Genomic DNA, 26502 nt, shown 5'->3' with positions numbered 1-26502 from the left:
GCGCAAGATCGGCCGACTTGGGTGGCGGTCAGCGCGCCGTCGCGAGGGTGAGCGAGGCGGCGAGGAGGGCCGCGGTGGCTGTGACGGCGCCGGTGAGCATGAAGCGCGGCCAGCGCACGGTGAGGCCGGCGGCGCGGCAGCGCTCCAGCCACAGCAGGGTGGCGAGGGAGGCCCACGGGGTGATCAGCGGGGCGACGTTGGTGCCGATCAGCAGCGCCAGCAGCGGGTCGCGGCCGGTCAGCACGCTCTCTCCGGCGGTGTACGCGGGCAGGTTGTTGACCAGGTTCGCCAGCAGGCCGCCCGCGGCAGCCGCGCGCACCGTGCCGCCCGCGCCCAGCCCCTCGCCGGCCAGCGCGGCGGTGAGCGCGCCCAGGCCGTGCCGGCTGACCGTGTCCACGACCAGCATCAGGCCGGTCACGAACACCACCAGCCGCCACGGCAGCAGCGACCAGCGCAGGTGGTGGCGGCCCCAGGCGGCGTACGCCCCGGCCAGTCCCAGCGCGCAGACCGCCGCCGCGGCGCCCAGCGGCACCCCGGCGAGGATGGCGGCGATGAACACCCCGCAGCTCACGGCACCCGCGATGAACAGCCGCCGGTCGGCGGGCCGGTGGGGCGCGGGCGGCTGATAGGCGCGCGGGTTGCGCCGCCAGTAGAAGAACCACAGGCAGGCGGCGGTCACCGCGAGCGCCGCGACCTGCGGCAGCAGCATGCGGCCGGCGAAATCGAGCGGGCCGAGGCCGATCCGGTCGGCGGCCAGCAGGTTGGTCAGGTTCGACACCGGCAGCAGCAGGCTGGCGGTGTTGGCCAGCCACACCGTGGTCATGGCCAGCGGCAGCGCGGCGAGCCCGGCGCGCGCGGCGGTGGCCAGCATGACCGGGGTGAGCAGCACGGCCGTGGTGTCGAGGTTGAGCACGACCGTGGTGAGCCCGGCGAACCCGACGCACAGCAGGAACAGCAGGCGGTTGCTGCCCCGCCCGGCGATGGTGACCCGGGCGGCGAGCACGTCGAACACCTCGGCGCGGGCGGTCAGCTCGGCCAGCACGGTGACCGCGGCGAGGAACAGCAGCAGGGGCGCCAGGCGGGTGACGGTGGCGCCCGCCGCGGCGGCCGGGAGCAGCCCCGTGCCGACGGCCAGGCCGCCGGCGGCGAGCAGGCCGAGCGCCAGGCGGTCCATGCCGCCGAGCCTGCGGCGCACGATCGGCGGGCCGGGGATGAGGCCTTCGGCCGTACGCTGCGATGTCGCCGCCATGTACCACTGCTCCGCGCTGGATCCGAGCGCGGCAGTGGCCGGCGGCAGTGCCGGCTGTTCCGGTGAGCTGCCGGCGCACGTGCACGATAGCCGCCGGACGGCGGTGTCCGCCCTGGTGGTGGGTCGGCGCGGCGGGTCGGGCGGGGCCCCGAACGGACCCCGCCCGTCAGCCGATCAGAGGAAGCGCCAGAGCCGGTCCCCGCCGGTGCCGTCGGCGACGGTGACGATCTGCGCGCCCTGCGCCGTGGAGCCGCCGCTGACGCCGAGCACCAGGCCGCCGTTGGCGCACTGGATGCGGAAGGTGCCGTTGCCGCCGTGGCGCAGCCGCCAGCGGTGGTCGGCGGTGCCGTTGTCGGCCCACTGCATGACCCGGGCCCCGGTGGCGGTGGACATGTTCTCCACGCCGAGCACCTTGGCGCTGTTGCCGTTGCGCAGCCGCAGGTAGCCGCCGGTGTCGACGACGGCGGTCCACAGGTGGTCGGCGGTGCCGGTGTCGCCCCACTGCAGCACCAGGCCGCCGTCGGCGGTCGACATGTTCTGCACGCCGAGGACCATGCCGCTGGCCACGTTCTGGATGCGCCGGGCGCCCTCGGGCACGAAGCGCCACAGGTTGTCGGTGCTGCCGTTGTCCTGGTCCTGCACCGCCTGCGCGCCCTGCGCCGTGGAGCCGTTGAGGACGGCCAGCAGCTTGCCGGTGTGCACGTTGCGGAGCTTGTGCGAGCCGTCGCCGTTGTCGGCGACGGTCCACCGGTGGTCGGCGGTGCCGTTGTCGGCCCACTGCAGGACGCGGGCGTTGTCGGCGGTCGACATGTTCTCCACGCCGAGCACCTTGGCGCTGTGCGCGTTGCGCAGCCGCAGCGCCGAGCCGTCCACGAGCAGCTCCCAGTTGTGGTCGGCGGTGCCGTTGTCGGCCCACTGCACGGCCAGGCCGCCGTCGGCGGTCGACATGTTCTGCACCCCGAGGACCAGCCCGCTGGCCACGTTGACCAGCCGGAACACCGCCCCCGCGGTGCCGCCGCCCTGGCCTGCGGCGTTCCAGTAGACGGTGTAGTTGAAGCCGTGTGCGTCGTGGAACGGGCCGAGGTTGACCGTGGCCCCGTTGGCCGTGGCGGTGAACGCCAGCGAGCTGGTGGAAGTGCGGGTGACGCTGGAAGTGGTGAGCGCGGGCAGGGCGGACAGGGTGGTGTTGCCGTAGTTGCCCGCCAGCACGACGGGCCCGTAGGTGACGGCGGAGACGTTGGCGTTGTCGTTGGCCGCCTGCATGATCACCCGCATGGGCAGCTTCACGGTCACCGTGTCGCCGGAGGTCCAGGAGCGGGTCAGCGTGGCGTACGTGCCGGGCGTGGCCGTGATGCTCTGCGCCACGCCGTTGACGCTGATCGTCGCGCCGGTGGTCCAGGCGGGGATGCGCAGGCGCATGGACCACGAGCCGCTCACGCTGCCGGTGACGGTCAGCGTCGTGGTGTCGGCGACGGGGTACGAGGTGGACTGGGTGACCGTGATGCCGCGCGAGCTCCAGGTCAGCACCGAGGGCACGTACAGGTTCACGGTCAGCGTGGTGCCGTTGTAGAAGTAGATCGAGTCCATCAGCTTGGTGTTGGTCTCGATGCCGGTGCCCTGGCAGCACCAGAACGTCGTGTAGTCGGTGCTCCAGGTGCCGCCGCCCCAGGCCGGGCCGACCCCGCGCCGCCCGCCGGGGCGCAGCGGGGTGAAGTAGGTGAAGTGGCCGTGCCCGTCGGCCGGGTTCTGCTGGCCGATCAGGTGGTTGAGCAGCGCCCGCTCGTAGAAGTCGAAGTAGGCGGCGTTGTCGGGGCTGGTGAGCCACAGCTCGCGGGTCAGCTTCAGCATGTTGTACGTGTTGCACGCCTCGGCGGTGTCGTTGGTGAGGTACCCGGCGATGGCGTTGGGGGCGCGGAAGTGCTCGGCCTGGCTGTTGCCGCCGATCACGTAGGTGTGCGCGTTGACGCAGATGTTCCAGGCGTTGGCCGCGATGTCGCGGTAGCGGGTGGTGCCGGTGGCCTTGTACTCGCGCGCCGCGCCGATCCACTTGGGCACCTGGGTGTTCGCGTGCAGCCCGTTGAGCTGGTCCGAGTTCGACGCGAGCGGGTTGAACACGGCGGCGTGGTCGAAGCGCTGCGCCGCGGTCAGCCAGCGGGCGTCGCCGGTCTGCTGGTAGAGGTCGGTGAGCACGGCGTTCATCCCGCCGAACTCGGTGCCCAGCATGGCCTGCAGCTGCGCCGAGGTGAGCCGCCCGGTGCGCCAGTCCACCCAGCCGGCCAGCGCGAGCAACACGTCGCGGGCCTGCGTGCTGCCGACGTACCGCCAGACGTCGAGCAGCCCGGCGAGCGTCTTGTGCAGCGCGTAGTAGGGCACGTTGCCGTTGCTCAGGGTGCGTGCCTCCAGCGCGGTGAAGTCGGACTCGGGGAAGCCGGACAGGTAGCCGGTGCTGAACCCGGCCGCGCCGTTGTTGGCCTGGCAGGCGGCAAGCGCCGACACCATCTGGTCAGCCTTGTCCCGGCAGGTGGTGTCGCCGAGCACGGCCCAGGCCTGCGCCCAGGCGGTCAGGAAGTGCCCCTGGCTGTGGCTGCGGAACGGGAACGTCGGGGCCTCCCAGCCGCCGGTCGCGGCCGCGCCGTTGGTCGACAGGCGGTGGTTGGCGCGGAAGACGTACATCAGCCGGTCGACGCTGACGTCGCGCAGGTAGCTCAGGGTGCGGTTCTGGTTGTCGAGCCAGCGGCCGGCGGTCAGCCGGACCTGGCCCAGCTCGAAGGGGTACGCCGAGACGCCGACGTCGGCGCGGGCGGGCGGCAGCGCCGCGGCGGCCCGGCCGGGCGCCAGGGCGGCGGGCACGGCGGTGGCGGCGGCTGCCGCGCCGGCGGCCTGCATGACGCGGCGCCGGCTGACGGACGAGGACCACATGTGGACTCCTGGAGGGGCGGGGACGGGTGGGCGGACGAGGCTCGCGCCGGGCAGCGCGTGACCGGTAACATCAGCGCACCCGGAGCACGCGCGGCAAGCCCTGCCCAGCTCGTACGGTGATGGCGACGCTCAGAGGATCCCGTGCCTCGATGTATCGTCTGTCGAATGTGACCGATCACATCGATCGCGTCAAGGGTGTGGCGAAAATGTTTCGAGGAACCGCAGGTCACGCGCGTCCCATCGTCCGATCCAGACCCGATACGGGCGGCGACCGGGAAGATCGTGCTGCGCTACCATGCGTCGACAGGGGGTCGCCATGAGCCAGCAGCCTGCCCGCGTCGCGGTCATCAGGGACGTCGCGCGCCTCGCCGGAGTCTCGCATCAGACCGTGTCCCGGGTGCTGAACAACCACCCGAGCGTGCGGGAGGAGACCCGCGACCGGGTGCTGCGCGCGGTCCAGCAGCTGAACTTCCGGCCCAACGCGATGGCCCGCGGCCTGGCCGGGCGGCGCTCCCGGCTGATCGGCGTGGTCAGCTTCGACACCCTGCTGTACGGGCCCGCGGCCACCCTGCTCGGGCTGGAGCGCGCCGCCCGGCGGGCCGGCTACGGCATCCGCATCGTGGCGCTGGAGCAGCTCGACCGGGCCGGGGTCGCCGAGGCGGTGGACCGGCTCACCGAGCAGTCCGTCGACGGGGTGGTCATCATCGCGCCGCTGATGACGGCGGCTGCGGCCGTGCACAGCCTGCCCACCGGCGTGCCCGCGGTGGTCGTCGAGTCCGACACGGCGGGCGAGCTGCCGTCGGTCTCGGTGGACCAGGTCGCCGGGGCACGCCTGGCGGTGGAGCACCTGCTCGCGCTCGGGCACCGTACGGTGTGGCACGTGTCCGGCCCGCAGGACTGGCTGGAGGCGCGGGACCGGGTGGACGGCTGGCGGCAGGCGCTGGAGGCCGCCGGGTGCCGGGTCCCGCCGGTGGTGTCCGGCGACTGGAGCCCGCGCTCGGGCTACGAGGCCGGGCGACTGCTCACGGACCGCCCCGACGTCACCGCCGTGTTCTGCGCCAACGACCAGCAGGCGCTCGGCATGCTGCGCGCGCTGCACGAGCGGGGCCTGCGCGCACCCGAGGACGTCAGCGTGGTCGGCTTCGACGACATCCCCGAGGCGGCCTACCTGTCCCCGCCGCTGACCACGGTCCGGCAGGACTTCGACGAGGTGGGCCGCCGCTGCCTCGCGGCGCTGCTGGAACTGTTCGACGGCGGCGGCCCGGCGGTACGCCACCCACGCGTGCCGCCGAGCCTCGTCGTCCGGGCCAGCAGCGGCCCGCCCCGCTCGTCCTGAGGACGCCGCGCTAGGGCGTACGCGGGCGCTCGGCGCGCTCGGCGACGGCGTCGAGGCGTACCCCCGCCTCGGCCGCGGCGGCGGGGTCCAGGCGCTCGACGATGGCGCGGATCTCGCGGAGCTGGTTCTTGATCTCCTCCTGCTCCTCGTGCTGGAACGCGTCGTTGTCGACGATCAGCTTGCTGGCGAAGTGCGCCGTGATCAGCGGGATCACGAACAGCACCATCACCGAGATGAGGAAGCCGGCCAGCACCCGGCCCTGCCACGTGTGCGGGTACGTGTCGCCGTATCCGACGGTCGAGGCGGTGACCACCGCCCACCAGATGGCCTCGCCGGGCTCCTTGTCCTCGAACATCCAGAACAGCAGCCCGGACGTGACGATCAGCAGCAGGTAGCTCACGACCAGCGCGCGCGGCGAGTTGGTGAAGCGTCTGAGCAGGTCCATCGGCACATTGTGCAGCGGTGTGCCAATCCGTCCCATCGGCTGCGACGGCAGCGGAAAATGTCGGTCCGGCGGATTAGAATGTGTGTACGAAAAAGCGCCGCTGAGCTGCGAACGGAGACGCCATGCCCACCCCTCCCGCGACCGTCGCCGAGACCACCCCGACCGCTGTGCTGCCCTACGCCACCCTGCTGGCGTTCACCCGCTACGTCGACCGTTCCGGCCCGGCCAAGGCCACGTTCGTCGGGCAGCTGCGCCGGCAGCGCGAGACCGGCCGCGGGTTCAACCCGCACAGCCGCCTCATCAAGGCGCTGAAGACCGACATCGACCAGCACACCCCGGGCACCCACCTCACCGAGGTCAACGACCTGGTGGATCCGCGCTGGCAGCGGCTCTACGCGGCGCTCACCGCGGGCGCGGCGAGCTACCTGATCTCGATCGAGGGCCAGGGCGTCCGGCTGACCCAGACCAACGACGCGCTCGCCATGATCGGCAACCTGCCGGTGCGCATCGCCGCGCACTTCGGCCTGCGCTATGACGACGGCCGCAGCGAGGCGGTCCGGCTGCACTTCGACGAGGAGGCGCCGACCGCCGACCTGATCACGGCGACGCTGCACCTGCTCCGGTCCAACATGGACCAGATCCTGCCGCACGCCGAGCCGGTGCTGGTCGACGTGCGCCGCGGCATCGCCTACCGCGGCGAGGCCGGCAAGGGCGCCGAGGTGGACCGGTGGCTGACCGGCGAGGCGGCCGGCTTCGCCGCCATGTGGAACGCGCGCGGCTGACCCCGCACGGGCGAGCGCCCCGGCCCGCGATCGACTCGCGGACCGGGGCGCTCTCGCGTGACGGTCGTCCCGTCCGTCACGCCCTGCCTGAGCGCGACGGACGCTTCCGCTCAGACCAGGGCCTCACAGTCCGTTGTCCCGGATCACCTGCGCATACCAGCGCGCGCTGTCCTTCAGCACGCGCCGCTGCGTGTCGTAGTCGACGTAGACCAGGCCGAAGCGCTTGCCGTAGCCGTACGCCCACTCGAAGTTGTCCAGCAGTGACCAGGCCAGGTAACCGCGCACGTCGGCGCCGCGCTCGACGGCGTGGTGCACCGCCCGCAGGTGCCCCTCGAAGTAGGCGATGCGCTCCGGGTCGGCGACCCGGTCGCCCTCCAGCAGGTCGTGGTACGCCGAGCCGTTCTCGGTGACCATCAGCGGCGTGCCCGGGTAGTCCCGGGACAGCCGCACCAGCACGTCCGACAGGCCGGTCGCGTCGATGGGCCAGTCCATCCCGGTGACGGGCAGGCCCTGCGGCGGGAAGTCGACGCCCTCGCTGCCCGGGTAGGACGCCTGCCCGACCGCGCCCACCTTCGCCCGCACCAGCGCGGGCTGGTAGTAGTTCACGCCGAGCAGGTCGATCGGCGTCGCGATGACGTCCAGGTCGCCGTCGTGGATCGCGTCGCGCGCGCCGAACCGCTCGAACAGCGGCAGCACGTCCGCCGGATACTGCCCGCGCAGCACCGGGTCCAGCCAGATCCGGTTCTGCAGGCCGTCGACCAGCCGGGCCGCGTCCCGGTCGTGCGCGTCGTGCGGGTTCTGCGGGCTGACCCGGGTCAGCACGTGCGTGATCGACACCTCGCGCGCGCCCCCGGCCCGCAGCGCCTGCGCGGCCAGGCCGTGCCCGAGCAGCAGGTGGTGCGCGGCCAGGTAAGCCGCCTGCGGCTCGCGCCGGCCGGGCGCGTGGTCGCCGCTGGCGTACCCGAGGAACGCCGAGCACCACGGCTCGTTGAGGGTCGTCCAGGTGGCCACCCGGTCGCCGAGCCGCGCGATCGTCGCCGCCGCCAGATCGCCCAGGTAGTACGCGGTGTCGCGCGCGGTCCAGCCGCCCTGGTCCTCCAGCACCTGCGGAAGGTCCCAGTGGTAGAGGGTGACCATGGGCGCGATGCCCGCGGCCAGCAGCTCGTCCACGAGCCGGTCGTAGAAGTCCAGGCCGCGCGGGTTGACCGGGCCGGAGCCGTCGGGCTTGATGCGCGGCCAGGCCACCGAGAAGCGGTAGGTGCCCAGGCCCAGCTCGGACATGAGGCGTACGTCGTCGCGGTAGCGGTGGTAGTGGTCGCAGGCCACGTCGCCGCTGTGGTTGCGGAACACCCGCCCCGGCTGGCGCGACATCGTGTCCCAGATCGACGGCGTTCGGCCGTCCTCGGCCGCCGCCCCCTCGATCTGGTACGACGCGGTCGCCGCGCCCCAGCGGAACCCCGGCGGGAAGGTCAGCCGCGCGGGCGCGGCCACCTCCTGTGGCAGGACGCTGGTCATCCCTTCACCGCGCCCTGCATGATGCCGCCGATGATCTGCTTGCCGAGCAGGACGAACACCACCATCAGCGGCAGCGTGGCGATGAGCGTGCCGGTCAGCGACAGCGAGAAGTCGGTGATGTAACCGCTCGCCAGCGCCGACAGCGCGACCTGCACCGTCGGGTCCTCGGGGGTGAGCACGACCAGCGGCCAGAAGAAGTCGTTCCAGGCCGTCATGAAGGTGAGCATGCCCAGCACGGCCGCGGCCGGCTTGGAGATCGGCAGCACCACGTGCCAGAAGATGCGCAGCGTGGAGCAGCCGTCGGCGCGGGCCGCCTCGATCAGCTCGGTCGGCACCGCCTCACCGAGGTACTGCGTCATGAAGAACACGCCGAACGCGCTGACCAGGCCGGGCGCGACGACGGCGTACATGGTGCCGGTCCACTCGATCTTCGCCATCAGCATGTACAGCGGGATGATGCCCAGCTGCGTCGGCACCATCATGGTCGCGATGACGGTGATCAGCAGGATGTTGCGGCCCTTGAAGCTCAGCTTGGCGAACGCGAAGCCGGCCAGCGTCGAGAACAGCACCACGCTCAGCGTGATCCCGCCCGACACCAGGAACGAGTTCATCAGCGCCTTGCCGAACTCGATGGTGCCGAACGCGCGCTCGATGTTGGCGAACAGGTTCGGGCCGAGGCCGAACGGCGGCGGGACCTGCCCCAGGATGCCGTTGTCGTGCGAGCCGACGACGAACGACCAGTAGAGCGGGAACGCCGAGAACAGCGCCAGGCCGGTCAGCGCGAGGTAGGTGAGCAGACCGGGGCGGCGGTCGCTGACGCCCTTGAAACGCTTGCCGGGCGCGGACGGCGGCGGGGTCTGCCGGGTGCGTTCCGGGCGGGTCATCGTGGTGGTCATCAGGACCTCCGCAGGCGGCTGGTGAGGAAGTAGTTGATCGCCGCGACGATCACGATGATGCCGAACATCGCCCACGCGGCCGTGGACGCGTAACCGAAGTCGAACCGGGAGAACCCGACCTCGTACAGGTACAGCGACAGCGTCTGGAACTGCCGGTCCGAACCACCGGTCATGCTCCCGCCGCCGAACAGCAACGGCTCCGCCAGAACCTGCATACCGCCGATCGTCGACACGATCACCGTGAAGATGATCGTCGGACGGATCGCGGGCACGGTGATCCGGGTCAGCTGCTGCAGGCTGCTGGCGCCGTCCAGCGACGCCGCGTCGTACAGGTCCTTGCTGACGGCCTGCATCGCGGCGAGGTAGATCAGCGCGTTGTAGCCCGTCCACCGCCAGATGATCATCACGCTGATCGCGATCTGCGACGACGCCGTGCCGGCCTGCCAGTCGATCCGGCCCAGCCCCAGCGACTCCAGGACCCAGTTCACCAGGCCGTAGTCCTTGCCGAAGATCTGCCCGAAGATGATCGCCACCGCCGCCACCGACGTGATGTTCGGCAGCACCGCCGTCATCCGCCAGAACGTGGGCGCGCGCAGCCGCTGGTTGAGCACGTGGGCCAGCAGCAGCGCCATCAGCAGCTGCGGCACCGTGGAGATCACCCAGATCTGGGCCGTGTTGCGCAGCGCGTTCCAGAAGTACTCGTCAGCCAGCAGATCCTTGTAGTTCTGCAGGCCCAGGAAGGTGTGCGTCTCCGACAGCAGGCTCCACTCGTGCAGCGACACCCACGCGGTGTACGCCAGCGGGAAGATGCCGAACGCGGCGAAGATCAGGAAGAACGGGATGACGTAGAGGTAGGGCGAACCCTTCACGTCCAAGCGGTAGAGCAGGTTCTTCATCGAGGGGTCCCTTCACGGCGGAAACCGGCGGGCCCGGCCACATCGTCGCGGCCGGGCCCGTCCCTGGTACTAGAGCAGCGCCTTGACGTCCTTCAGCGACTGCTGCCAAGCCTCGTCCGGCTTCTGCTTGCCCTGCTCGACACGGGTCAGACCGTTCTGGATCGCCGTGTTGATGTCACCCGACTTCGCACCCATGAACTGCGGCACCATCGTCTTCACCGAAGCCGAGAAGATCTGACCCACCGGCGCGTTGTTGAAGAACGGGTTCTTAAAGTCCTTGATCACCGCATCCTCGTACAGGGACACGGTCGACGGGAAGTTGCCCAGAGCCCGGAACACCTTCGCCTGCTGCTCGGGGGCCACCAGCCACTTGGCCAGCTTCGCGGCCTCCTCGACGTTCTTACCCTGCTTCGGCAGCGTCAGGAACGAACCACCCCAGTTACCGCCACCACCAGGCACCGCGGCGATGTCCCACTTACCCGAGGAGTCCTTGGCCTGCGACTGGATGTACGCCATCATCCACGACGGGCACGCCAGGGTCACGAAGCTGCCCTTGGCCATACCGGCGTTCCAGTCCGCCGACCACGCGGCGATCTTCGCCGACAGGCCCTTGTTGATCGCGTCGATCGTCAGGTCCCACGCCTTCTTCACGCCGGGGTTGGTGTCCGCCACGACCTTGTCACCGTCGTAGATACCGATCGGCTGCTGACCCAGGATCGACCGGTACATGACGGTCGGCCCGTCCATCCACGCCGAACCCTTGATGTTGGCGGCCTTGAAACGCTCGCCCGCCTTGATGTAGTCCTCCCACGTCGGCCACAGCTTGGAGACCTCATCACGCTCGGTCGGCAGACCGGCCTTCTCGAAGAAGTCCCGCCGGTAGCACATCGCCATGCCGCCGACGTCGGTGCCCAGGCCGATGACCTCACCCGAAGCCGCGGAGCCCTGCTGCCACTTCCACGCCGGCCACTGCGCCTTGATGTCGTTCGCGCCGTAGTCCGTCCAGTTGTAGAACTTGCCCGGGTTGGCCGTGAACTGACCCGCCCAGCCCTCCTCGATCGCCTCGATGTCCGCAGCACCCGTGTTCGTCGCCAGGTGCGCGGCCAGGTTCTTGTGGTGATCCTCAGCCTTGGTGATCCGCTCGGTGATCTCCACATTCGGGTTCAGCTGCTGGTACTCCTTGTACAGCTCCTTGTACCCGAACTCACCGAACGTCGCGATCGTGAGCTTCACCTTGCCACCGGGCTTACCCGGCTCCTCGCTACCGCCACAGGCAGCGGTCGTCAGGACCAGCGCGGCCGCGAGCAGCGGCGCGGCGGCCATGACCGCACGGCGGCGCAGGCGCGACCCGTTGTGTGCTGGACGCATTCTTTCCTCCAACCAGGAAGGGATGGTGGTATTCAGTGAGGGACGTACGGCGGAACATCATCGGAGAGCGCTCTCCCATGCGAGAGCATCGTCCGGCACCCCCGTCCTGTCAAGCCCCGGTTGCCGCACTGTTACCAGTACACGCATCCTGCCTGCTCAACCGACCCTCACCGGCCCGCCCAAGCCCCGTCGATCATGAAGTTGCAGCCATGACACGCCGCCGAGCCGTGCCCTAAGTTCATGATCAACGGGAAACGGGGGCCCCGGGGTGGGGGCGGTCAGGCGGAGGCGCGGAGGATGAGTTCGGGGTCGAAGATGACGCTGGTGGTGCGGTTGGCGCGCTGGTCGATGCGGGCCAGGAGGAGGCGGGCCATCTCGGCGGCCATGTCCTCTACCGGCTGGCGGACCGTGGTGAGCTGGGGGCGGCTGGCCAGGGCGGCGCTGCTGTCGTCGAAGCCGACCACGGCGACATCGTCCGGAACGGATTTCCCATGATCGCGTAGCACGGCCAGGGCGCCCTGGGCCATCACGTCGCTGGCGACGAAGACGCCGTCGGTCTCCGGGTGCTCGGCCAGCAGGCGTTCCATGGCGCGCTCGCCGCCCTCGTGGGTGAAGCCGCCGTCGTAGCTGGGCACGTACGCCACGCCCTGCTTGGCCATGGCCTCCCGGAAGCCGTGCAGGCGGTCGGCACCTGCGGGCATGTCCACCGAGCCGGAGATGGTCGCCACGTGCTGGCAGCCCCGGGCCGCCAGGTGGTCGGCGGCCAGCTTGGCCCCGGTGTAGGTGGCGACGTCGACGTAGCTGATCGGCATCGGCGCGGCGGGGCGGCCGTACAGCACCGCGGGCACGGCGGCGTCGGCGAGCAGGCGCGGCAGCGGATCGTGCGGGTGCAGCGAGAGCACCACGACGCCGTCGACCTGCCCCTGGCGCACGTCCGCGACGACCTTGGCGCAGGCGTCCTCGTCACCGGCCAGCGTCAGCGCGAGGTGCACGCCGGACGGGCGCAGCACGCTGAGCACGCCGCCGACCACCCGGCCGAAGAACGGGTCGGAGAAGAAGCGGCCCAGGAACGGGTCGTCGGCGGCACGGTTCTCGGCCTCGGAGACGACCAGGGCGATGCTGCCGGTGCGGCCGGTGACCAGCGAGCGGGCGGCCCGGTTGGGCACGTATCCCGTGGTGCTGACCGCGTCCCAGACGATCTTGTGCAGCTGCGGGTCGACGTTGCGGATGTTGTTGATCACCCGCGAGACGGTGGCCCGGGACACCCCGGCCACCTGCGCGACGTCCTCGAGCGTCGGCAACCGCTGCGCCGGCGTCTGGTCACTGGTCATGAGCGTCTTTATAGCACAAGGGGAGAGCGCTCTCCGCCCTCCACCAGCGCGAACTTCCCGACCCACGCGGGCCCGCGCGTCGCCGCGCCGACATGATCGTTCGACTTGCCAGGCACATGGGCGAGCGGCGCTTCAAGATACGCCCAGGTGCCTGGCAAGTCGAGTGATCATGCGGGAGGGGCCGGAATGGTGCGGCGGGCGGCTCGGCGGCTCCACCCGCCGCACCCGGCGAGATGTTCGGGGATCAGTTGGCGTAGACCCCGAACTCCCACAGTGAGTAGCCGTACGTGGTGGCCCGGTCCAGGCCGTTCATACGGACATAGCGGCCGGTCGCGGTGACCGGGATGATGTCGAACCCGCCGTTGCCGGCGGTGGTCGAGTAGACCGTGCTCCAATTGGTGCCGTCGTTGGAGACCTGCACCTGGTAGGACTTGGCGTACGCCGCCTCCCAGCCCAGCAGCACGTTGTTGAACGTGCGCACCGAGCCCAGGTCCACCTGGAGCCACGCGGTGGCGACCCACTCGCTGGCCCAGCGGGTGTCGTAGTTCGCGTCGACCGCGTACGACGGCAGCTGCGGCCCGTTGGTGCCGGTCGGCTGGTACGTCGAGGCGGTGGCCGGGCGGCCCTGGGCGATGTTGGTGCCGGACACCGTCGGCGGGATGACCCGGATCGACTTCTGCTCGATGCCCACGTTGCCGTGGCCGTCGAAGGCGTACACGTAGATCTTCCAGACGCCCAGCTGCTGCGGCGCGGTCACGTGGAACTCGTTGCCGTTCTGGGTGAACCGGACGTTGTCGAAGCCGCGGTTGCCGTTGATGTGCTTGTTGCTGAGCATCAGGTTGTAGCGGATCTGGTCGCCCTGCGGGTCGCTCGCCCCGACGTACAGGGTGAACGTCTTGCCGGCCTGGATCGCGCCGGGGCTGCCGATCACCATGCTGGTGATCTCCGGCGGGGTGTTGGCCGAGGCCGTGCCGGAGTACGCCTGCTTGAGGGCGTGCCACCCGTGCCGGCGCCAGCCGCCGGTCAGCGTGTTCAGCCAGACGCCGCCGAAGTCGTTCTCCAGGCCGTAGTGGAACTCGGTCGCGCCGAGCGCCACGCCCGGGTGGCCGAGGATCGCGTTCCAGCTCGCCGTGTACTGCGCGCGCTTGGCCAGGTCGGTGGGCTCGGTGGGCACGCCGTTGGCATCGTTGGGGACCTCCCACTCGCCGTCGGGGCCGCCCTCGGTGAGCACGTACGGCTTGGTGTAGCCGCCGTCGATCCACGCCTGCTTGAGGCCGCCGACCGCGCCGTAGGAGTTGATGCCGTAGAGGTCCAGCGCGGGCGAGTGGTTCTTGTAGTACGGCCACGCGCCGACCCAGGCGTCGGTCGAGGTCACCGGGTGGTTCGGGTCGGCGGCGTGGATCGCCACCGCGACCTCGTTGACGAACGCGGCGTACGCGTTGCGCCGCGCCTCGACGTCGGCGGCCGGCAGCCCGAAGTCCTGCATGGTCAGCAGCACCTCGTTGCCGACGTCCCACATCAGCACGCCCTGGCGGTTCTTGAGCGTGTTGACCCGGGCCACGATCTCGGCCTTGACGCTGTTCTTGTACGCCGTGTCGTTGACGTAGTCGGCGCCCTGGTTGAGCCAGTGCCCGACGATCACCTTGATGCCGTGCCGGGCGGCGGTGTCCAGCAGCACCGGGGTCTGCGTGTCGTCCACGCCCCAGGTGCGGATGGTGTTGACGCCCATGTTCTTCAGGTCGCGCATGTAGCCGTCGGCGGCACCCTGCGGCGGGCCGTAGGTGAGGCCCTTCACCAGGTACGGCGCACCGTTGACCTGGAGCTGCCAGTTGCCCTGCGTGCCGGTGATGCGCACGACGCTGGGACCGGCCGGGACCGCCGGGTCGGTCATCGCGGTGGGCGTGGTGCCGGTCTGCCGGGACACGGTGACCCGGTCCACGGCCATGACGCCGCCGGAGGTGGTCTCCGGGGTCGGCACGGTCTCCCCCGCGATCGCGTTGGCGTACAGGCCGCCGATCGCGAGGTCGAGCCGCAGGTAGAAGCCGTGGTGCACGGCGGCCTGCCAGGCGGCCACGCCGACCTGGCTCTCCCGCACCACCCAGGTCTGCACGCCGTCGAGGTAGAAGCGGATCTCCTCGTCGGTCTTCGTGCGGTCGATGACCTGCGCGTACTCGTGGAAGCCGGTCTGGCAGCCGGTGCAGCTGGCCAGACCCGAGGTGCGCCCGTTGTACTCGCCGCACGGCCCGTCGGGGGCGGTGCCGCAGTGCAGCGTCTGCGACAGCTGGCTGCGGCCGTTGACGCCGCTCATGATGTCGGTCTCGCCGACGCCGGGCCAGTTGTTGTAGTTGCCGCGGTACGCCGCGCCGGTGGACCGGAACGCGGGCCAGTAGCCCAGGCCGTTGGCCACGTTGGGCTGCTGGATGACCGCCGAGAAGCGGGTCAGCTGGCCGGGCTGCGGGGCGAAGTCGGTGCGCTGGGTCTCCAGCTTGCCGGAGGTCCAGTTGCCGGCGCCGTCCCGGATCGCCTTGATGTTGAGCTTGCCGTCGCCGGTCAGGTAGACGTTGGCGGTCGACGCGCTCGCGGTCTCGATCTCACCGGTGCCGAAGTTCGCCGCCCCGCCGGGGTACTGCGTACCCGTGCGCAGCAGCCAGTTCGCGGCGCTCGGCGAGGTGTTGGCCGCCCCGTCGAAGTTGTCCTCCCAGACCGTGGTCCAGGGGCCGGACGGGCTGGGCGAGGTGCTCGGCGACGTGCTCGGCGAGGTGCTCGGCGAGGGCGGGGTGCCGCCGACGAAGACCTGCACCTCCCACAGCGAGTAGCCCCAGCCCGTGGCGCGGGCGGTGCCGTACACGCGCAGGTAGCGGCCGCTGCCGCCAACGGTCAGCGGCTGCGTGCCGCCGGTGCCGGTGGTGGTGGCGTAGATGTCCGTCCAGCCGCCGGTGCCGGTGGCCGAGGTCTGCACCTGGAAGGCGGTGGCGTACGCGCCCTCCCACTGCAGCACCACCTTGCAGATGCTCTGCGTGCTGCCCAGGTCGATCTGGAGCCACTGCGGGTCGCTGGCCGCGCTGGACCAGCGGGTGCCGGCGTTGCCGTCGACGGCGGCGGAGGCGGGCGTGCCCCCGTTCTCGACCGACGAGGCCGTGGCGGTCTTGCCCTGCGCCACGTTGGTGGTGCCGCAGCTGGCGGGGTTGGTGCTGGGGCTCGGGGTCGGGCCGAACGAGCCGTAGACCTTGAACTCCCACAGCGAGTAGCCGTAGCCGCTGCTGCGCACCGTGCCGTGCATCCGCACGTAGCGGCCGCTGCCGGTGACGGCGAGGGTCTGCGTGCCGCCGGTGCCGGTGGTGGTCGTGTAGACCGGCGTCCAGTTGGCGTCGTCGTTGGACGTCTGGATCTGGAAGGAGCGGCCGTAGGCGCCCTCCCACTCCAGCACGACCTGGCTGATGGAGGCGGTCGCGCCGAGGTCGACGCGGATCCACTGCGGGTCGCTCCACTGGCTGCCCCAGCGGGTGCCGGAGTTGCCGTCGACCGCGTACGCCGCGGCCAGGTCGGCACCCTGGACGGACGACGCGGTGACGGGCTTGCCCTGTGAGATCAGGGTGTCGGCGGCGCTGGCGGTGGTGAACGGGACCACCAGCGCGAGCGCGGAGATCGCGGTGGTCACCGCGACGGGTATGGCTATCCGCCAGCGGCGGGCGATGTGCCGCACGCCCGGGCGGTGTCTGACGGGGGTCATGGGGCTCCTGCCTGTTGTCACGGGGGAGTCCGGCCGGGGGGCCGGGATCGACATATGGAGAGCGCTCTCCGAGTGTTACGCCGTAGTTTCCGCGCTGTCAAGACAGCGACTGCCGGCGATGCCGAACTGTCCGCATGAGACTGTTTCGTCCGCGCGTCGTGGCGTCGGCGACGGGTGGGTCTTGACATCGCAGGGGTACGCCGGGGAGCCTGGGACTCGTTCGGAGAGCGCTCTCCACCTCGTTTCCCGAACGCCGTCCACGACCCGCGCCGCGCTCACCGAAGGGGAGCCCATGCCTGCCCAGACCGAGGCACCGACCGCAGCAGACACCGGGGAGCTGCGGTTTCCCCCCGACTTCTGGTGGGGTGCGGCGACCGCCGCGTACCAGATCGAGGGCGCCGTGGCGGAGGACGGCCGCACTCCGTCCATCTGGGACACGTTCTGCGCCGAGCCCGGCCGGGTCGTCGACGGGCAGACCGGCGCCGTCGCCGCCGACCATTACCACCGCTACCGCGACGACGTCGCGCTGATGCGCGAGATCGGCCTGTCGGCATACCGCTTCTCGGTGTCCTGGCCGCGCGTGCAGCCCGGCGGGCGGTCCGGGGCGAACCCGGCCGGCCTCGCCTTCTACGACCGGCTCGTGGACGAACTGCTCGGCGCGGGCATCAAGCCCGCGGCCACCCTCTACCACTGGGACCTGCCGCAGGAACTGGAGGACCGTGGCGGCTGGACCGCCCGGGACACCGCGCTGCGCTTCGCCGACTACGCGGCCGCCGTCGCCGCCCGGCTCGGCGACCGGGTCAAGCTCTGGTGCACCCTCAACGAGCCCTGGTGCACCGCGTTCCTCGGGTACGGCCTCGGCGTGCACGCCCCCGGCCGGACCAGCCCCGGCGACGGGCTGCTCGCCACGCACCACCTGCTGCTCGCGCACGGGCTGGCGGCACAGGCGCTGCGCGCGGCGGTGCCCTCGGCGCAGGTGTCGATCGCGCTCAACCAGGGCGCGGTGCGCCCGCTGACCGACTCCCCCGCCGACCGCGACGCCGCCCGGCGTATCGACGGCCTGCTCAACCGGATCTTCCTCGACCCGATCATGACCGGCGCCTACCCGGCCGACGTCATGGCCGACACCGCATCCGTCTGCGACTGGTCGCACGTACGCGACGGCGACCTGGCCGTCATCGCCGCGCCGCTCGACGCGCTCGGCGTCAACTACTACGCCCCCGACCTGGTCAGCGCCGCCCCGAGCCCTGTCGAGGAGCCCTCGCCGTACCCAGCCAGCCAGGGTGTCGCGTTCCACCAGACGCCCGGCCCGCGCACCGAGATGGGCTGGACCGTGGACCCGACCGGCCTGCGCGAGGTCCTGCTGCGCCTGCACGCGACCTATCCCGACCTGCCCCTCTACGTCACCGAGAACGGCGCGGCCTATGACGACGCCGTCGACGCCGACGGCCGGGTCCGCGACGGCGACCGGATCGCGTACCTGCGCGATCACATGGCCGCCGCGCATGAGGCCATGCGCGCCGGGGCCGACCTGCGCGGCTACTTCGTCTGGTCGCTGCTGGACAACTTCGAGTGGGCGCTGGGCTACGGCAAGCGGTTCGGCCTGATCCGGGTGGACTACGACACCCAGCGCCGCACCCTCAAGGACAGCGCGCTGTGGTACCGCGACGTGATCAGGAGCGGGGGCGTCGCGGTCTGACACCGTCAGGGCGGTGTCCCCCGGGGCGGTGGTGGCGGCACGACGGCCGCGCCACCGCCCACACGATCACTTCGGACGATGCCGCATCGACGGACGCCTGCTCTAGGCTCATGAGCCATGTCGACAGAGGTGACCAACTGGGCCGGCAACGTCGTGTTCGGCGCGGCGCGGCTGCACCGGCCCACCACCGTGGACGAGCTGCGCGCCGCCGTCGCGGGCGCGCGCCGGGTGCGGGCCCTGGGCACCGGGCACTCCTTCAACCGCATCGCGGACACCCCGTACGACCTGGTCGCCACCACCCGCCTGCCGCGCGTCATGGACCTGGACAGCGCCCGCGCGACGGTGCGTGTCTCGGCCGGCACCCGCTACGGCGAGCTGGCCCCCCACCTGCACAAGCACGGTTTCGCGCTGCCCAACCTCGGCTCGCTGCCGCACATCTCCATCGCGGGCGCGGTCGCCACCGGCACCCACGGCTCCGGTGACCGCAACGGCAACCTGGCCACCGCCGTCTCCGGCATCGAGCTGGTCACCGCCGACGGCGAGCTGACCACCATCGGCGGCGACGTGCTGCCCGGCAGCGTGGTGTCGCTGGGCGCGCTCGGCGTGGTCACCGCGCTGACCCTGGACCTGGTGCCCACCTTCGACGTGCGCCAGCGCGTCTACGAGGACCTGCCGCGCGCGTCGCTGGAGGGGCACTTCGAGGAGGTGTTCGGCGCGGCGTACAGCGTCAGCCTGTTCACCCGCTGGCGCGGGCCGGACATCGAGCAGGTGTGGGTCAAGCAGCTCGCCGACGAGCCCGCGCCGCCCGCGGAGCTGTTCGGAGCCCGCCCGGCCGACGGCCCGCGCCACCCGATCGTCACCATGTCGCCGGTGAACTGCACCGCGCAGCTGGGCGAGCCGGGGCCGTGGCACGAGCGGCTGCCGCACTTCCGGCTCGACTTCACCCCGAGCGCGGGCGACGAGCTGCAGTCGGAGTACTTCCTGCCGCGCGAGCGGGCGCTGGAGGCGTTCGCCGCGCTCGACGGGATCGCGGCGCGGATCGCGCCGGTGCTGCAGGTCTCCGAGATCCGCAGCATCGCGGCCGACGGGCTCTGGCTCAGCGAGGCCTACGGCCGCGACAGCATCGCGTTCCACTTCACCTGGATCGCCGACGACGCGGCGGTGGCGCCGGTGGTCGCCGCGGTGGAGGACCGCCTGGTCCCGCTGGGCGCCCGCCCGCACTGGGGCAAGCTCTTCGGCGTCGACCCGGCGGCGGTACGCGCCCAGTACCCCCGCCTGCCCCACTTCACCGACCTGGCCACCCGCCTCGACCCCGACGGCCGCTTCCGCAACGCCTTCCTCGACCGCTACCTCCCCGCCTGACCCGCCTGACCCGCCCGCCCCGCCCGGTTGATCGTCGAACTTGCCTGGCAGGTGGGCGAAAGCGCGCTCAAGATACGCCCGTTTGCCAGGCAAGTCGGACGATCTTGGCGACGCGAGGCGGGGCGGGGCGAGGCGGGGCGGGGCGGGGCGGGGCGGAGGTGGAGGGTGCTCAGGCGAGGGATTCGGTTAGGCGGCGGCCGCCGAGGCGGTGGACGAGGTCGGGGAGGACCTGGCCGAGGGGGGCGTCGAGGGTGAGGGTGGCCTGGTCGTCGGAGCGGGTGACGCCGCGGTTGACGATCGCCACCGGGATGCCGAGCTTGACCGCGCGGATGACGAAGCGGCGGCCGGACATGACGGTCAGCGATGAGCCCAGCACCAGCAGCAGCTGCGAGCGCTCGACCAGGTCGAAGCACTCCTGCACGCGCGGGGCGGGCACGGTCTCGCCGAAGAAGACCACGTCTGGCTTGAGCATGCCCACCTGGCAGCCGGCGCAGTCGACGGTGGCGAACCCGGCCAGTTCGTCGTCGCCGAACTCGACGTCGCCGTCGGGGTGCACGGCGGTGATCCGGGCGGTGAAGCCGGGATTGGCCGTGTGCAGGCGGCGGTGCAGCTCCTGCCGGGCGGTGACCTCGCCGCAGTCCAGGCAGATCACCCGGTCCAGGCTGCCGTGCAGCTCGACCACGCCGGTGGCTCCGGCGGCCTGGTGCAGGCCGTCGACGTTCTGGGTGATGATGCCGCCGAGCAGGCCCTGGCGCTGCAGCGCGGCGACGGCGGCGTGCCCGGCGTTGGGCGATGCGCGGGCGACGGTGCGCCAGCCGAGGTGGCTGCGCGCCCAGTAGCGCACCCGGGCGGCGGGCTCGCGGGTGAACGCCTGGTACGTCATCGGGGCGGTGCGCCGCTGCATGCCGTCCGGGCCCCGGTAGTCGGGGATGCCCGATTCGGTGGACAGGCCCGCGCCGCTGAGCACGGCGACCCGGCCGCGCTCCATCAGCCGGGCGAGCTGTCCGACGCGCTCATTCATGCCATACACCCTGCCACGCGGCCGTCGGCTGCTGCATGCCGAAGTTAATCATTGAAAGGTGTCTTTACTGATAGGTTTCCTTAATTTATGTTGGCGATTACATGACGCAGCCTGCTCATCCCCCAAGGTAGGTGGTATCTCATGCAACGCCCAGCTCAAAGCCTGCGCACCCGGATACTGGCGGCTTCGGCCGCCACCGTCGTCGCGATGGGCGTCTCCCTGGCCATCTCGACGTCCGCCGCGGCGGCCAACCTGATCGCCAATCCGGGCCTGGAAAGCGGCAGCCTCTCCCCGTGGAGCTGCAGCAGCGGGCTCGGCAGCGTCGTCACCACGCCGGTCCACGCCGGCACCCGGGCGCTGCAGGGCACGCCCAACGGCTCGAACCACGCCCAGTGCAGCCAGACCGTCAGCGTCACGCCGAACACGGCGTACGTGCTCAGCGCCTGGGTGCGTGGCGGCGGCGGTTACGTGTACCTCGGCTACACCGGCGGCACGGAGACCTGGAACCCGGCCGCCTCCGGCGCCTGGACCAAGCTCAGCCTCAACCTCACCACCGGCGCGAGCCAGACCTCGCTGACCGTCAACGTGCACGGCTGGTACGGCCAGCCCGCGTACCAGGCGGACGACTTCGCGCTGGACGGGCCCGGCACCCCGCCGAGCAACCCGCCCACGCCGACCGTGCAGCCCAGCTCGCCCCGGCCGTCGCCGTCGGCGTCGAGCAGCCCGCCCCCGCCGCCGCCCAGCTCGCAGCCCCCGCCGCCGCCCGGTGGCAAGAAGCTGCTCGGCTACTTCGTCAACTGGGGCGTCTACCAGCGGGCGTACCACGTGAAGAACATCGTGACCAGCGGCTCGGCGGCGAAGCTGACGCACATCAACTACGCGTTCGGCAACGTCACCAACGGCCAGTGCGTGATCGGTGACGCGTACGCCGACTACGACCGCGCATACACCGCGGCCGAGAGCGTCGACGGCGTCGCCGACACCTGGGACGCCGGGGCGCTGCGCGGCAGCTTCAACCAGCTGCGCAAGCTCAAGCGGGCGTACCCGAACATCAAGATCCTGTGGTCGTTCGGCGGCTGGACCTGGTCCGGCGGCTTCGGCCAGGCCGCGGCCAACCCGACCGCGTTCGCGAACTCCTGCTACAACCTGGTCGAGGACCCGCGCTGGGCCGACGTGTTCGACGGCATCGACATCGACTGGGAGTACCCGAACGCCTGCGGCCTGTCCTGCGACAGCAGCGGCCCGCTCGCGTTCCGGAACCTCATGCAGGCGCTGCGCAACCGCTTCGGCAGCAGCTACCTGGTCACGGCGGCGATCACGGCCGACGGCAGCAGCGGCGGCAAGATCGACGCCACCGACTACAACGCCGCCGCGCAGCACCTCAACTGGTACAACGTGATGACGTACGACTACTTCGGCGCCTTCAACGCGCAGGGCCCGACGGCGCCGCACTCGCCGCTGACGTCGTACACCGGCATCCCCACCGCCGGGTTCAACTCCGACGCCGCCATCCAGAAGCTCAAGGGCAAGGGTGTCCCGGCGTCGAAGCTGCTGCTCGGCATCGGCTTCTACGGCCGCGGCTGGACCGGGGTCACCCAGGCCACGCCGGGCGGCACGGCCACCGGGGCGGCGCCGGGCACGTACGAGGCGGGCATCGAGGACTACAAGGTCCTCAAGAACAGCTGCCCCAGCACCGGCACCATCGCCGGCACCGCGTACGCCAAGTGCGGCAGCAACTGGTGGAGCTACGACACCCCGAGCACCATCGGCGGCAAGATGACGTACTCCAAGAACCAGGGTCTCGGCGGCGCCTTCTTCTGGGAGCTGACCGGTGACACCACCGGCGGCGAGCTGATCACGGCCATGAAGAACGGCCTCGGCTGAGCCGACCCGTAACACCGGCCGAGCGGCGGGCGTCTTTCCCACGGGACGCCCGCCGCTCTCCCGTCCACCCTGGATGCGAGTTCCCCGCCCCGCGCAAGCGGTAACCCGGTCGCCGCATCGGCACTGACGTGCGAGGATGCGCCGGTGCAGCACTACCTGGAAACGGACCGGCTGATCCTGCGCCGGTTCACCGCCGACGACCTCGACGCGCTCTACGAGCTGGACGCCGACCCGGAGGTCACCCGTTTCATCAACGGCGGGCGGCCCACCCCGCGCGAGGAGATCCGGGACGAGCTGCTGCCGAGGCTCCTCGCGCAGTACGAGCAGTTCCCCGGCTACGGGCGCTGGGCGGCGGTCGAGAAGGCGAGCGGCGCGTTCCTCGGCTGGTTCGCGCTGACCGCCGAGCCCGCCGAGCCGGGCACCGCCGAGCTGGGCTACCGGCTGCGCCGGTCCGCCTGGGGCCGGGGGTACGCCACCGAGGGCGCCCGCGCGCTGGTCGACAAGGGCTTCGCCGAGCTGGGCATGCGCCGCGTCACCGCGAACACGATGACCGTCAACACCGGCTCCCGGCGCGTCATGGAGAAGACCGGCCTGCGCTTCCTGCGCACGTTCTTCCTCGACTGGCCCGACCAGATCGACGGCGGCGAGCACGGCGACGTCGAGTACGAACTGCTCCGCGCCGACTGGTCCCCCACGTCATGATCGTCCGACTTGCCAGGCAGGTGGGCGTATCTTGCGCTCGCACACCCACAGGTGCCTGGCAAGTCGGCCGATCAAGGGGAGCGGTCAGGCGGGGAGGGGGCGGCGGAAGGTCTGGCGGTAGGTGTGCGGGGAGATGGAGGTGAAGCGGCGGAAGTGCTGGCGCATGTTGACGGCGGTGCCGAAGCCGGTGCGCCAGGCGATGCGCTCGATCGGCTCGTCGGTGGTCTCCAGCAGCTCCTGGGCCAGGCGGATGCGCTGCTCCAGGATCCACTGCAGCGGGCTGACCCCGAGACCGTCCCGGAAGCGCCGGGCGAAGGTGCGCGGGCTCAGGCGCGCCTGGGCGGCCAGCTGCGCGACCGTCAGCGGCTGGTCGAGCCGCTCCCGGGCCCAGTCCAGCACCGGCGCGATGTCGTCGGCGCGGTGGTCGCCGCGGGCGAGAGGGTGGGCGAACTGGCTCTGGCCGCCCTCGCGGTGCGGCGGCACGACCATCCGCCGGGCCACCTCGTTCGCGACCGCCGCGCCGAAGTCGCAGCGCACCAGGTGCAGGCACAGGTCGATGGCGGAGCCGGTGCCGGCCGAGGTGAGCACGTCGCCCTCGTCGACGTAGAGCACCTCCCGGTCCACCTTCACGTCCGGGTAGCGGTGCGCGAAGTCGACCATGTTCATCCAGTGCGTGGTGGCCCGGCGGCCGTCCAGCAGTCCGGCGGCGGCCAGCACGTACGCCCCGCTGCAGATGGAGGCGATGCGGGCGCCGCGGGCGTGCGCGGCCCGCACGGCGTCGACCAGCGCGGACGGCGGGCCGCACTGGGTCATCCGGTTGCACGCCGGGACGATCACGGTGTCGGCGTCGGCCAGCCCCTCCAGCCCGTACGGCGGCTGCACGGTCAGGCCTGAGCGCACCGACAGCGGGCCCGGCTCGGCGGCGCACAGGCGCAGCTCGTACCAGGGGTCCACCAGATCGGACCGGTCGATGCCGAACACCTCGCAGGGCACGGCCAGCTCGAAGACCGGGATGTCGTCGGTGAGGGCCAGTGCGACCACGTGCCGCTTCATGGCAGGATCCTATCGCAGCACGGCATTCCTGCCACTGTTCCGCCGCTCCGCCGTAACGCAAGGTATAGCCATGACCGAGACGATCACCAGGCCGCAGGCGACCAGCCCGGCCACCCCCGCCGCGGGTGCCCGGGGCCTCACCACGGCCCAGGGCGCGGCGCTCTACGTCGGCGCGGTGCTCGGCACCGGCGTCATCGCGCTGCCCGCCCTGGCCGCGCAGGCCGCCGGTCCCGCCTCGCTGATCGCCTGGCTGGGCCTGGTGCTGCTGTCCGTGCCGCTGGCGATGACGTTCGCGGCGCTCGGCGCCCGGCACCCCGACGCGGGCGGCGTGTCCACGTACGTCCGGCTGGCCTTCGGCCCCCGCGCGGCCGCGGCCATCGGCTGGTGCTTCTACTTCGCCGTCCCGGCCGGGGCGCCCGCGGCGGGCCTGTTCGCGGGCGCGTACGTCGAGGCCGCCGTCGGCGGCGGGCAGCGCACGGTGCTGCTCACCGCGGCGGCGCTCATGGTGGCGGTGACCGCCGTCAACACGTTCGGCGTCACCGTCTCCGGCCGGGTCCAGCTGGTGCTGGCCGTGGTGCTGGTCACGCTGCTGCTGACGGCCGTGCTCAGCGCCGCGCCCCATGGGGACACCGCCAACCTGCGCCCGTTCGCGCCGCACGGCTGGCTCGCCATCGCACCGGCCGCCGCGCTGCTGGTCTGGAGCTTCGCCGGCTGGGAGGCGATCACCCACCTGGCCGCCGACTTCCGCCGCCCCGAGCGGGACCTGCCGCGGGCCGCCGCCATCGCGGTGGTCGTGGTGGGCGTGCTCTACCTGTCCGTCGCCGCCGCGGGCATCCTGGTGCTCGGGCCGCAGGCCACCTCGGGTGCGCCACTGGCCCGGCTGCTGGAGATCGGGCTCGGCGGCCCGGCGAGCGCGCTGGCCGCGGCGGCGGCGGTGCTGATGACCTTCGGCACCATGAACGCCTACTACAGCAGCGCGGCCAAGCTCGGCGCGGCGCTGGGCCGGGACGGCGCCCTGCCGAGCTGGCTGGCCCGCGGCGCGAGCGCCGGCGACGTGCCGCGGCGCAGCCTCGCCGTGACGTCGGGGCTGGCCACCCTGGCGATGGTGGCGGTGGCGGTCACCGGCACCGGGGCGGAGCCGCTGGTGCTGCTCACCACCGGCATGTTCGTCGCGGTGTACGGGCTGGGCACCGCCGCCGCGCTCCGGCTGCTGCCCAGGGGCACGGCCGCCCGGCGGCACGCCATGGTCGCGCTGGTCGCGGTGGTGGGGCTGCTCGCCGCCACGGGGTGGTACCTGGTGTGGCCGCTGGTGATCACCGCGGGAGCGCTGCTCTACCACCGCCGCAGGAATCGCTCCGCGACCGCGTGAACCCGGTGTGCACAGTCGAAGCTCCGTCCAGCCGGGGAGGCAGCATGGACGGAGCTTCGTCTGGCCGGGCGCACGCGGCCCGGGTCACTTGCCGAGCGACTCGCAGCCGGTCTCGTCGGGCAGCAGCGGGCGGATGCTGACCGTCCAGCTCTTGCCCCCGGACGTCCACGGGGTCAGCGACGTCGCCTGGGCGGCCGCGCTCATCACCGCGTCGGCGTCCTTGCCCTCGGCCACGACACAGCCCAGGTTCAGGCCCTCGCCCTGGGACGCGCCCGGCAGCGCCGGACCGGGCCAGGCGATCTCGGGCCCGGCCGAGGTGCCGTCGCCCGGCGCCTGCCACGGGGTGGCGATGGCGGCGACCTTGACCGGCTTGTACGGCTCGGACGCGCTCACCGCCTTGGCGCCCAGCGTGGTCGGCAGGTCGGTGACGGCCTTCATCAGGTCGAGCAGCTTCTTACGCGCGTCGATCTGGGCGGGGGTCAGGCCCGCGGCCGGCTCCATGTTGTCCATCAGCGCGTACACCTCGGTGCGCTGCACGCCGTCGGCGGTGGTCACCGTGAACCGGGCGTTGGGCAGGTCGGCGACCTGCGGGGTGCCGTAGTCGACCCCCTGCTTGCCGACGCCGGCCGCGACCGCGAGCTGCACCAGCTTCTGCACGTCGCCGGTGGAGATGCGCTGCACCTGCAGGTTGGGCAGGGCCGCCGGCGGGTAGATCATGGTCACCGGGCCCTGGGTGATCACCCGCCCGTCGGCGTAGACGCTGATCTCCGGCAACCGGGTGAGGTTGAAAGCCGGGGGGACGAAGCCGCCGGCGTGGTCGATGCGCAGCGCCACCGTGTCGCCACCGGGCAACGTCATCGGACCACCTTCGCCGTCCGCGGCGTCGGTCGGACGCGCGCAGCCTGCGGCCACCAGCACGAGCGACACGAGAGCCGCCCGCAGCAC

General features: G+C 71.8%; 19 protein-coding genes. 7 read left to right on the top strand and 12 right to left on the bottom strand.

Features of this window, described 5'->3' with window-relative positions; translation table 11 throughout:
* Positions 1 to 28: 28 nt before the first annotated feature.
* Together CS0771_RS19310 and CS0771_RS19305 are read right to left on the bottom strand one after the other, a co-directional pair.
* Positions 29 to 1249, bottom strand: coding sequence for an SLC13 family permease (locus CS0771_RS19310; RefSeq protein ID WP_212842278.1), 1221 nt, complete (start codon positions 1247 to 1249; stop codon positions 29 to 31).
* Between the two features lie 174 nt (positions 1250 to 1423).
* Positions 1424 to 4168, bottom strand: coding sequence for a beta-L-arabinofuranosidase domain-containing protein (locus tag CS0771_RS19305; RefSeq protein WP_212842277.1), 2745 nt, complete (start codon positions 4166 to 4168; stop codon positions 1424 to 1426).
* A gap of 316 nt (positions 4169 to 4484) precedes the next feature.
* Here CS0771_RS19305 and CS0771_RS19300 point away from each other — a divergent pair, with 316 nt between their 5' ends.
* The gene (locus tag CS0771_RS19300) at positions 4485 to 5504 is read left to right on the top strand and encodes a LacI family DNA-binding transcriptional regulator (protein ID WP_212842276.1); all 1020 of its coding nucleotides are present in this window, start codon (positions 4485 to 4487) and stop codon (positions 5502 to 5504) included.
* Positions 5505 to 5514: 10 nt separating this feature from the next.
* On the opposite strand, the gene CS0771_RS19295 is transcribed toward CS0771_RS19300, so the two are convergent.
* Positions 5515 to 5949: a potassium channel family protein gene (locus CS0771_RS19295; RefSeq protein ID WP_244870888.1), complete on the bottom strand. Its 435-nt coding sequence runs from the start codon at positions 5947 to 5949 to the stop codon at positions 5515 to 5517.
* A 122-nt stretch (positions 5950 to 6071) separates the two neighbouring features.
* Here CS0771_RS19295 and CS0771_RS19290 point away from each other — a divergent pair, with 122 nt between their 5' ends.
* On the top strand, positions 6072 to 6731 hold the full coding sequence (locus tag CS0771_RS19290; RefSeq protein ID WP_212842274.1) for a hypothetical protein: 660 nt from the start codon (positions 6072 to 6074) through the stop codon (positions 6729 to 6731).
* Between the two features lie 123 nt (positions 6732 to 6854).
* Here the strand turns inward: CS0771_RS19290 and CS0771_RS19285 are convergent, their stop codons facing one another.
* The 6 genes from CS0771_RS19285 to CS0771_RS19260 all read right to left on the bottom strand — a co-directional run bounded on the left by CS0771_RS19285 (position 6855) and on the right by CS0771_RS19260 (position 16467).
* Positions 6855 to 8246, bottom strand: coding sequence for a GH1 family beta-glucosidase (locus CS0771_RS19285; protein WP_212842273.1), 1392 nt, complete (start codon positions 8244 to 8246; stop codon positions 6855 to 6857).
* The gene (locus CS0771_RS19280) at positions 8243 to 9142 is read right to left on the bottom strand and encodes a carbohydrate ABC transporter permease (RefSeq protein ID WP_212842272.1); all 900 of its coding nucleotides are present in this window, start codon (positions 9140 to 9142) and stop codon (positions 8243 to 8245) included. The genes CS0771_RS19285 and CS0771_RS19280 overlap by 4 nt, the downstream gene beginning before the upstream one ends.
* On the bottom strand, positions 9142 to 10038 hold the full coding sequence (locus tag CS0771_RS19275) for a carbohydrate ABC transporter permease (RefSeq protein WP_212842271.1): 897 nt from the start codon (positions 10036 to 10038) through the stop codon (positions 9142 to 9144). The genes CS0771_RS19280 and CS0771_RS19275 overlap by 1 nt, the downstream gene beginning before the upstream one ends.
* 69 nt (positions 10039 to 10107) lie before the next feature.
* Positions 10108 to 11406, bottom strand: a complete 1299-nt coding sequence (locus CS0771_RS19270; RefSeq protein ID WP_212842270.1) for an extracellular solute-binding protein — start codon at positions 11404 to 11406, stop codon at positions 10108 to 10110.
* A gap of 278 nt (positions 11407 to 11684) precedes the next feature.
* Positions 11685 to 12737 carry a LacI family DNA-binding transcriptional regulator gene (locus tag CS0771_RS19265; protein WP_212842269.1) on the bottom strand — a complete coding sequence of 351 codons (1053 nt, stop codon included), beginning with the start codon at positions 12735 to 12737 and terminating at the stop codon, positions 11685 to 11687.
* Positions 12738 to 12981: 244 nt separating this feature from the next.
* Positions 12982 to 16467, bottom strand: coding sequence for a discoidin domain-containing protein (locus tag CS0771_RS19260; RefSeq protein WP_212842268.1), 3486 nt, complete (start codon positions 16465 to 16467; stop codon positions 12982 to 12984).
* 292 nt (positions 16468 to 16759) lie between these two features.
* Between CS0771_RS19260 and CS0771_RS19255 the strand changes: the two genes are divergently transcribed.
* Positions 16760 to 18166 (top strand): GH1 family beta-glucosidase, encoded by a 1407-nt coding sequence (locus CS0771_RS19255; protein ID WP_212842267.1) that lies wholly within the window; start codon positions 16760 to 16762, stop codon positions 18164 to 18166.
* Positions 18167 to 18283: 117 nt separating this feature from the next.
* Complete coding sequence (locus CS0771_RS19250) at positions 18284 to 19528, top strand: FAD-binding protein (RefSeq protein WP_212842266.1); 1245 nt, start codon at positions 18284 to 18286, stop codon at positions 19526 to 19528.
* A 169-nt stretch (positions 19529 to 19697) separates the two neighbouring features.
* Here the strand turns inward: CS0771_RS19250 and CS0771_RS19245 are convergent, their stop codons facing one another.
* Positions 19698 to 20549 carry an NAD-dependent protein deacetylase gene (locus CS0771_RS19245; protein WP_371821433.1) on the bottom strand — a complete coding sequence of 284 codons (852 nt, stop codon included), beginning with the start codon at positions 20547 to 20549 and terminating at the stop codon, positions 19698 to 19700.
* Positions 20550 to 20690: 141 nt separating this feature from the next.
* Between CS0771_RS19245 and CS0771_RS19240 the strand changes: the two genes are divergently transcribed.
* Complete coding sequence (locus CS0771_RS19240) at positions 20691 to 22433, top strand: glycosyl hydrolase family 18 protein (protein WP_244870887.1); 1743 nt, start codon at positions 20691 to 20693, stop codon at positions 22431 to 22433.
* 144 nt (positions 22434 to 22577) lie between these two features.
* The gene (locus CS0771_RS19235) at positions 22578 to 23135 is read left to right on the top strand and encodes a GNAT family N-acetyltransferase (RefSeq protein WP_212842264.1); all 558 of its coding nucleotides are present in this window, start codon (positions 22578 to 22580) and stop codon (positions 23133 to 23135) included.
* Positions 23136 to 23219: 84 nt separating this feature from the next.
* Here CS0771_RS19235 and CS0771_RS19230 read toward each other — a convergent pair whose 3' ends face one another.
* Positions 23220 to 24188 carry a GlxA family transcriptional regulator gene (locus CS0771_RS19230; protein ID WP_212842263.1) on the bottom strand — a complete coding sequence of 323 codons (969 nt, stop codon included), beginning with the start codon at positions 24186 to 24188 and terminating at the stop codon, positions 23220 to 23222.
* 70 nt (positions 24189 to 24258) lie between these two features.
* Here CS0771_RS19230 and CS0771_RS19225 point away from each other — a divergent pair, with 70 nt between their 5' ends.
* Positions 24259 to 25557, top strand: a complete 1299-nt coding sequence (locus CS0771_RS19225) for an APC family permease (RefSeq protein WP_212842262.1) — start codon at positions 24259 to 24261, stop codon at positions 25555 to 25557.
* A gap of 84 nt (positions 25558 to 25641) precedes the next feature.
* Here CS0771_RS19225 and CS0771_RS19220 read toward each other — a convergent pair whose 3' ends face one another.
* Positions 25642 to 26415 carry a hypothetical protein gene (locus CS0771_RS19220; protein ID WP_244870886.1) on the bottom strand — a complete coding sequence of 258 codons (774 nt, stop codon included), beginning with the start codon at positions 26413 to 26415 and terminating at the stop codon, positions 25642 to 25644.
* Positions 26416 to 26502 lie beyond the last annotated feature (87 nt).

Origin of the sequence: Catellatospora sp. IY07-71 (genome assembly GCF_018326265.1) — a bacterium.
Lineage (GTDB): Bacteria > Actinomycetota > Actinomycetes > Mycobacteriales > Micromonosporaceae > Catellatospora.
The sequence above is the reverse complement of the archived record's forward strand: the minus strand, read 5'-3'. Positions and strand labels throughout refer to the sequence as shown.

What these genes read in the sequence shown, in the direction of transcription:
- CS0771_RS19255 (WP_212842267.1), top strand. Translation starts at nt 16,760, where the DNA reads ATGCCTGCCCAGACCGAGGCACCGACCGCAGCAGACACCGGGGAGCTG.
- CS0771_RS19220 (WP_244870886.1), bottom strand. Translation starts at nt 26,415, where the DNA reads ATGACGTTGCCCGGTGGCGACACGGTGGCGCTGCGCATCGACCACGCC.
- CS0771_RS19265 (WP_212842269.1), bottom strand. Translation starts at nt 12,737, where the DNA reads ATGACCAGTGACCAGACGCCGGCGCAGCGGTTGCCGACGCTCGAGGAC.
- CS0771_RS19225 (WP_212842262.1), top strand. Translation starts at nt 24,259, where the DNA reads ATGACCGAGACGATCACCAGGCCGCAGGCGACCAGCCCGGCCACCCCC.
- CS0771_RS19295 (WP_244870888.1), bottom strand. Translation starts at nt 5,949, where the DNA reads ATGGACCTGCTCAGACGCTTCACCAACTCGCCGCGCGCGCTGGTCGTG.
- CS0771_RS19310 (WP_212842278.1), bottom strand. Translation starts at nt 1,249, where the DNA reads ATGGCGGCGACATCGCAGCGTACGGCCGAAGGCCTCATCCCCGGCCCG.
- CS0771_RS19240 (WP_244870887.1), top strand. Translation starts at nt 20,691, where the DNA reads ATGCAACGCCCAGCTCAAAGCCTGCGCACCCGGATACTGGCGGCTTCG.
- CS0771_RS19290 (WP_212842274.1), top strand. Translation starts at nt 6,072, where the DNA reads ATGCCCACCCCTCCCGCGACCGTCGCCGAGACCACCCCGACCGCTGTG.
- CS0771_RS19270 (WP_212842270.1), bottom strand. Translation starts at nt 11,406, where the DNA reads ATGCGTCCAGCACACAACGGGTCGCGCCTGCGCCGCCGTGCGGTCATG.
- CS0771_RS19305 (WP_212842277.1), bottom strand. Translation starts at nt 4,168, where the DNA reads ATGTGGTCCTCGTCCGTCAGCCGGCGCCGCGTCATGCAGGCCGCCGGC.
- CS0771_RS19280 (WP_212842272.1), bottom strand. Translation starts at nt 9,142, where the DNA reads ATGACCACCACGATGACCCGCCCGGAACGCACCCGGCAGACCCCGCCG.
- CS0771_RS19275 (WP_212842271.1), bottom strand. Translation starts at nt 10,038, where the DNA reads ATGAAGAACCTGCTCTACCGCTTGGACGTGAAGGGTTCGCCCTACCTC.
- CS0771_RS19285 (WP_212842273.1), bottom strand. Translation starts at nt 8,246, where the DNA reads ATGACCAGCGTCCTGCCACAGGAGGTGGCCGCGCCCGCGCGGCTGACC.
- CS0771_RS19260 (WP_212842268.1), bottom strand. Translation starts at nt 16,467, where the DNA reads ATGACCCCCGTCAGACACCGCCCGGGCGTGCGGCACATCGCCCGCCGC.
- CS0771_RS19230 (WP_212842263.1), bottom strand. Translation starts at nt 24,188, where the DNA reads ATGAAGCGGCACGTGGTCGCACTGGCCCTCACCGACGACATCCCGGTC.
- CS0771_RS19250 (WP_212842266.1), top strand. Translation starts at nt 18,284, where the DNA reads ATGTCGACAGAGGTGACCAACTGGGCCGGCAACGTCGTGTTCGGCGCG.
- CS0771_RS19300 (WP_212842276.1), top strand. Translation starts at nt 4,485, where the DNA reads ATGAGCCAGCAGCCTGCCCGCGTCGCGGTCATCAGGGACGTCGCGCGC.
- CS0771_RS19245 (WP_371821433.1), bottom strand. Translation starts at nt 20,549, where the DNA reads ATGAATGAGCGCGTCGGACAGCTCGCCCGGCTGATGGAGCGCGGCCGG.